We start from the raw sequence: 6,788 nt of genomic DNA, 5'->3' as shown, positions 1-6,788 counted from the left end.
GACGAGTCCGCGCCCACGCAGCGCCCCGCCCTCGACATGCTGCGGGACGTGGACTTCAACCTGCTGTGCCTGCCCGGCATCACGCGCCCGGACGTGCTGGCCGAAGCGGCGGCCTGCTGCGAAGCCCGGCACGCCTTCCTGATCGCGGACGCGCCCGCCAGCGCCATGGACGCGGTTTCGATGGCGCAGGCGGCCGCCGAGGGCGCGCTGCCCGCGTCCAGCCATGCCGCGGTGTATTTCCCCTGGATCTACGTGTCCGATCCGCGAGCGGCCGGCGCTCGCCGGCTGGCGCCGCCCTGCGGCGCGATCGCCGGCCTGTATGCCCGCAGCGACGCCGAGCGCGGCGTCTGGACGGCGCCCGCCGGCACCGGGGCCCGCCTGGCCGGCGTCGAATCCCTGGCCGCCTCCGTCACCGATGCCGACAACAGGACCCTGAATCCGCTGGGCGTGAATTGCCTGCGCGTCTTCCCCGGCCACGGCCCGGTCTGCTGGGGCGCCCGCACCCTGCGGGGCGCGGACGGCCTGGCCGCGGAATACAAGTACGTGCCCGTGCGCCGCCTCGCGCTGTACCTGGAAAGATCGCTGCGCGACGGCACGCAATGGGCCGCGTTCGAACCCAACGACGAACCGCTGTGGGCACAGGTGCGACTGCGCGCCGGCGATTTCATGCACGCGCTGTTCCGCCAGGGCGCCTTCCAGGGCAGCGCGCCGCGCGACGCCTACTTCGTCAAATGCGACCGCGAGACCACCACGCGGAACGACATCGACAACGGCAGTTTCAATATCGTGGCGGGATTCGCCGCGCTGAAACCCGCCGAGTTCGTCATCATCCGCATCCGGCAATCGGCCGGCCCGATTTCGGCCTGACTCGGGCGCGGCAACAGGAGGCAGCCATGGCGCAATCCACCGTCAATCCGCAGCGCTTCGACCCCTACAAAAACGACCGATTCCGCGCGAAATGGGAACGCCGCGAGACGGCCGCGCCGCAGGGGCCCGCCCATGCGCCGGCGCTGAAAGAGCCGGCGCCGCCCTCCCACCTCGATCTGTCGGGCGTGGTCGGCAAATACATCGACGAAACCGAAGAGAACCTGCGCCGCCTGTTCGACGCCGCCGACCATGGCGGCGCGCCGCTGCGATTCGACGAAGCCGACGCGCTCTTCGGCAAGCGGCGCAGTCCCGGCGGCAAGCCCTGAGCGCCGCGCCACGCTGCGCGCAGCCGATGTCGACATTCCAGCATAAAATGCGGAAACTCCCGGCCCCGCCCACCCCGCGCGGGCGCCTGAATTCCCGGAAGCCCCGCCCCACAAGATGCCCCAGCCGCTGCAAAACTCGAATCTCCTCAAGACCCTGCCGCTGCAGATCGCGGACCTGCTCGCCGACCAGATCGCCGACGGCCAATGGGCGCCGGGCGACCGGCTGCGGGAGACGGAGCTGGCCTCGACCTACGGCGTCAGCCGCGCGACCGTGCGCGAGGCCCTGCGCCTGCTGGAGATCCGCGGCCTGGCCACCATCCGCCCGCAGCGCGGCGCCTGCGTCACGCTGTTGTCCGCCAAGGAAATCCTGGACCTGTACGCGGTGCGCGCCGCCATGGTGTCGACCGCGTCGCGCCTGGCCGCCGAGCGCTGCACCCCGGCCCAGGCCGACATCCTCAAAGGCCGGCTGCGCCTGCTTGCCGACAATATCGGCGATGCCGCCGAATACACCCGGCACAGCCGCGAGATGGTCGAGTACATCGCCAGCCTGGCCGACAACGCCATCCTGGCCAGCTACGCCAGCGACATCGCCAAGCAGATCGGCCGCTACGTCCGCATCAGCCTGGCCACCCTGGAGCGGCGCGAGCGCTCCCTGCGCGCCTGGGAAGAAACGATCCAGGCCATCACCGCGCACGAGCCCGAACGCGCCGCCGCCTGCCACTACCGGCTGGCCGTGCAGAACCGCGACGCCGTGCTGGAAGAACTTTCGCGCAACGGCCAGGCCTGAACCCCCTTGTCGTCGCCGGACTTATCCATTAAAGTAAAAATGTCGACATTTAGAATGATGACATCCAACAAGGGGACAACCATGTTTTCACTCCACCGCCGCCTGACGGCCGGCCTCGCCGCCGCGCTTTTCCTCGCCGGTTCCTCGCAGGCCCTGACCGCGCCGGCACCGGTCAAGTTCGATGCGCCCCTGCGCATCATCGTGCCGTTCAGCCCCGGCGCGCTCATCGACATCATTGCCCGCATCTACGCCGAGAAGCTCGGCCCGCTGCTCGGCCAGCCGGTCGTCGTCGAGAACAAGCCGGGCGCGGGCGGCCTGGTCGGCGCCCAGCGCACGCTGAACGAGCCGGTGGACAAGAACACGATGCTGTTCGTGTCTTCGTCCTACGTGGTCATCCCGGCGGTCAACGACAAGATGCCGTACGACACGCTCAAGGATTTCTCCGGCATCTCCGCGATCGCCTCCTCGCCCACCCTGGTCGTGCTCAACCGCAAGAGTCCCTATGACAAGCTGGGCGACTTCGTCGAGGCGGCGCGGCGGCCCGATGCCCGCTTTACCTACGGCTCGGCCGGCGTGAATTCCGCGACCGACCTGGTGGGCCGCTACTTCAACCAGGAAGCGCGCGTCCATCTGGAACACGTCCCCTACAAGGGCGTGCAGGAGGGCGTGGCCGAAGTGGCGGCCGGACGCGTCGACGTGTCCTTCCCGCCCATCGCGCTGGCCCTGCCCTTCATCCAGTCGGGCCAGCTGAAGGCGCTTGCCGTCACCAGCCCCAAGCGTTCCGCGCTCCTGCCCGATACGCCCACCGTCGCCGAGATCGGCCTGGGCGATTTCGACTACAGCATCTGGTACGGGGTGGTGATGAACGCCAAGACCTCCCCCGCCGTGAAACAGGCGCTGGCCGACGCCATCGCGCAGGTCAGCCGCGACCCCGCGGTCCAGGAGCAGCTGACGCGCCAGGGCCTGGTGCCGGACAACCGCCAGCTCAAGGTCTTCGACGAGTACATCGCGCGCGAGATGGACAAGTTCAACAAGATCCTGAAGGCCACCCCCTAACCGCAATGCATTGAAGGAGAATCACATGAAGAACATGACGGGCGGCCAGGCGGTCGTCGCGGCGCTCGGCGCCCAGGGCACCGACCACGTATTCGGCCTGATCGGATCCGCGGGCATGGAGATATTCGACGCCCTGTACGACGCGCGGGACATCCGCTTCATCGGCGTGCGCGACGAGCGCACCGGCGTGCACATGGCCGACGGCTACGCCCGCGCATCGGGCCAGGCGGGCGTATTCCTCGCGGGGCAGAACGGCCCGGGCGCGACCAACCTGGTGACCGGGCTGGCCCAGGCCCACGCCGCGTATTCGCCGGTGGTGGCGCTGGGCGGCTCGCTCTCCTCCGCGCACATCTACCGGGACGCCTTCCAGGAAGTCGACCAGCAATCGCTGTTCAAGCCCATCACGAAAAAGACGTATACGCTCACGCAGACCGCCCGCATTCCCGAGATGGTGGGCGAAGCGTTCAGGACCGCCCTGTCGCCGCGGCGCGGCCCCGTCATGCTCAACCTGCCGCGCGACCTGCTGGCGGATGCGCTGGAAACCTCGGCCTATGGCGAGTTCGAGCGCGCCCAGGTATTCGACGCGCTGACGGCGCCGCGCGCCGCGCTGGAACAGGCGGCGCAGATGCTGGCGCAGGCCGAACGGCCGCTGATCGTGGCCGGCGGCGGCGTCAAGAACGCCCGCAGCCAGCGCGCCGTGCTGGCGCTGGCCGAACGCCTGAACGCGCCCATCGCCATGTCGCCCGGCCACGGCGACGCGATCTCCTGCCACCATCCGCTGTATGCCGGGCAGGTCGGGCCGCGCGGCAATGCGGTGGCCTCCGACCTCGCCAAGCAGGCCGACGTCATCCTGGCGCTGGGCACGCGGCTCGGCTTCAATACCACCTTCTACCAGCGCGACAGCCTCAATCCCGCCGCCAAGCTGATCCAGGTGGAAATCGAGCCCACCGCCCTGGGCCGCTTCTTCCCCGTGCACGTCGGCATCCTGGGCGACGCCGACACCGTCGCCCAGGACCTCGTCGCCGCGCTGCAAGGCCTGCCCGCCCATCCCGGGAGCGCGGCCTGGGCCTCCCGTTTCGCCGAACAGCGTCGCGCGCTGCTGGAGCAGCGCGACCAGGCCGCCGGCGCGGCCGCCGATCCGCTGCAACCGGCCTTCCTGTTCAAGACCCTGCGCGAAGTGGCGCCCGACGACGCCATCTACACCATGGACGCGGGCACGCTCTGCCTGCAGGCCACCGACCAGATGCGCTATGCGCAGACGCCCGCGCTGTTCACGCCGCTGGACTTCGGCCTGGTGGGCTTCTCCTACGCCTGCGGCCTGGGCGCCAAGCTGGCGCAGCCGCAGCGCACCGTCATCAGCCTCATGGGCGACGGCGGCTTCGGCATGGCGTGCAGCGAGATCGGCACGGCGGTGGCCAACGGCATCAACACCGTCTGCCTCGTCATGAACAACGGCTGCTGGGGCGCGGAAAAAGCCTATCAGCGCGATTTCTTCGACCAGCGCTACCTGGGCGCCGACGTGCCCAATCCGCCCTACGACAAGCTGGCCGAGCTGTGGGGCGCGCAGGGCTTCCGCGTGGACCGCGCGGCCGATCTGGCGCGCACCGTCGATGCGGCCATACGCTGCGGGCGGCCCGCGGTGGTCGATATCCAGGTCGATCCCAACGCGCTCTACAGCTTCCGTCGTGACTCCTTCAAGAACCGCGCAAAGTAATCATGACAGCAGAACAATTCGACTACATCGTGGTCGGGGCCGGCTCCGCGGGCTGCGTGCTGGCCAACCGCCTGAGCGCTTCGGGCAAGCACCGCGTGCTGCTGCTCGAAGGCGGCGACGAGGACCGCAATCCGTGGATCCACATCCCCTTGGGCGTGGGCAGGTTGCTGACCAACGAAAAGGTGGTCTGGCCCTTCAAGACCGAGCCGCAGGCCAACCTCGCGGGCCAGCAGATCTATTGGCCGCGCGGCAAGGTGCTGGGCGGCTCCAGCTCGGTCAACGGCATGGCCTACGTCTGGGGCGATCCCGCGGAATACGATAGCTGGGAGCAGGCGTTCGGCATCAAGGGCTGGGACTTCCAGACCCTGCTGCCGTACTTCGGCAAGATCGAGAACAACCCCTATTCCCGCAATCCGCTGCGCGGACGATCGGGGCCGATCCGAATCACCGACCGCGCCGCGCGCGATCCCGACCGCATCTCGGACGCCTACATCGCCGCATGCCGCCAGGCCGGCATCGCGCCGACCGAGGATTACAACGCGGTCAGCTACGAGGGCGTGCGCTATCTGGAACAAAGCGCGCACGCGGGCCGGCGCTGCAGCGCTGCCGTCGGCTACCTGCGGCCGGCGCGGCAGCGGGCCAACCTGGTCGTGCGCACGCGGGCCTTCGTGCGCCGCCTGCGCTTCGACGGCCTGCGCTGCACCGGCGTGGAGTACGACTGGAACGGCGCCACCCGCGCCGCCAGCGCCCATCGCGAAACCGTGCTCTGCGCCGGCGCGGTGCAATCGCCTCAGCTGCTGGAACTGTCGGGCGTCGGCGACGCGGCGCGGCTGCGATCGCTGGGCATCGACGTGGTGCGCGACCTGCCCGACGTGGGCGAACACATGAGCGACCACCTGCAAGTGCGCTGCACGTACCGCTCGTCCATCGCCGAAACCATCAACGACATCATGCGCAGCCCATACCACAAGGTGAAGGCGGCGCTGCGCTATCTCGTCGGCCGCAAAGGGCTGCTGGCGGGCACGTCCTCGACCGCGCATGCGATCACGCGCAGCGCCGCCGGCCTGCCGCAAGCCGACGTCATGATCCGCATCTATCACATCAGCGGCAAGGACCGCTATTCGCGCGACGGCGTGGGCGGCATCGACAAGTTCCCCGGCTTTTCCATCGGCGGCTTCATGCTGTATCCCCGCTCGCGCGGCAGCATCCATGCCGTTTCCGCCGACCCGCGGACCGCGCCCGCCATCAATCCGAACTACCTGCAGGATCCCCACGACCGGGCCACGGCCATCGCCATGCTGCGCCTGATCCGCGACATCGCCGGGCAGGCCGCGCTGCAACCGGTCATCGTGCAGGAAGAACGGCCGGGGGCCGCCACGGTCTCGGACGCGGACCTGCTCGCCTACGCCCGCCAGACCGGCCAGACCGCGTGGCATACCGTCGGCACCTGCCGCATGGGACGGCCGGGCGAATCCGTGGTGGACGAGCGGCTCAAGGTGCATGGCCTGCAAGGGCTGCGGGTGGCCGACATTTCCGTCATGCCCACCATCGCCTCGTCCAACACCAACGCGCCCGCCATGATGATCGGCGAGCGCGCGGCCGAATTCATGCTTGCCGACGCCGCCGGCTGACCCGACCCAGGAGCCTCGACCATGCCAGACAAGAACCGCCCGCCCATCGCCACGCCGCAGTGCGAAGCGCATATCGCCAAGGGCGACTGGAACCCGCTCTGGGACCAGCTGCGCGCGCTGGACCCGGAGTTCATGGAGGCCTACCTGGCCTTTCGCAGCGTGCCGCAACGCAACGGCCCGCTGCCGCAGAAATACAAGGAGCTGATCCTCGTGGCCATCAACGCCGCCACGACCCACCTGTACGCCCCGGGCGTGCGGCGCCACATGCGCAACGCCCTCAATGCGGGCGCGACCCGCGAAGAGCTGCTCGAAGCAATCCAGCTCACCACCGTCATGGGCATCCATTCCTGCAACCTGGCGATTCCCATCCTCATGGAAGAAACCGGCGGCCAGCCGCCCGCCTGAGC

General features: G+C 69.3%; 7 protein-coding genes. All 7 read left to right on the top strand.

Features of this window, described 5'->3' with window-relative positions; genetic code table 11:
* Window positions 1–867 (top strand): phage tail sheath family protein (locus ACN6PJ_RS30745; RefSeq protein WP_427999432.1); only part of this gene is annotated, 867 nt, incomplete at its 5' end.
* A gap of 26 nt (window positions 868–893) precedes the next feature.
* Window positions 894–1,193: a hypothetical protein gene (locus ACN6PJ_RS30740; protein ID WP_427999434.1), complete on the top strand. Its 300-nt coding sequence runs from the start codon at window positions 894–896 to the stop codon at window positions 1,191–1,193.
* A 115-nt stretch (window positions 1,194–1,308) separates the two neighbouring features.
* Window positions 1,309–1,980, top strand: coding sequence for a GntR family transcriptional regulator (locus ACN6PJ_RS30735; RefSeq protein ID WP_427999431.1), 672 nt, complete (start codon window positions 1,309–1,311; stop codon window positions 1,978–1,980).
* An 81-nt stretch (window positions 1,981–2,061) separates the two neighbouring features.
* Entirely contained in the window at window positions 2,062–3,036 is a 975-nt protein-coding gene (locus tag ACN6PJ_RS30730) for a tripartite tricarboxylate transporter substrate-binding protein (RefSeq protein WP_427999430.1), read from the top strand.
* 25 nt (window positions 3,037–3,061) lie between these two features.
* Entirely contained in the window at window positions 3,062–4,750 is a 1,689-nt protein-coding gene (locus ACN6PJ_RS30725; protein WP_427999429.1) for a thiamine pyrophosphate-binding protein, read from the top strand.
* Between the two features lie 2 nt (window positions 4,751–4,752).
* Window positions 4,753–6,381: a GMC family oxidoreductase gene (locus ACN6PJ_RS30720; protein WP_427999428.1), complete on the top strand. Its 1,629-nt coding sequence runs from the start codon at window positions 4,753–4,755 to the stop codon at window positions 6,379–6,381.
* 21 nt (window positions 6,382–6,402) lie between these two features.
* Window positions 6,403–6,786, top strand: a complete 384-nt coding sequence (locus ACN6PJ_RS30715; protein ID WP_062682686.1) for a carboxymuconolactone decarboxylase family protein — start codon at window positions 6,403–6,405, stop codon at window positions 6,784–6,786.
* Window positions 6,787–6,788 lie beyond the last annotated feature (2 nt).

Origin of the sequence: Achromobacter sp., from assembly GCF_050285585.1 — a bacterium.
GTDB lineage: Bacteria > Pseudomonadota > Gammaproteobacteria > Burkholderiales > Burkholderiaceae_B > Achromobacter.
The sequence above is the reverse complement of the archived record's forward strand: the minus strand, read 5'-3'. Positions and strand labels throughout refer to the sequence as shown.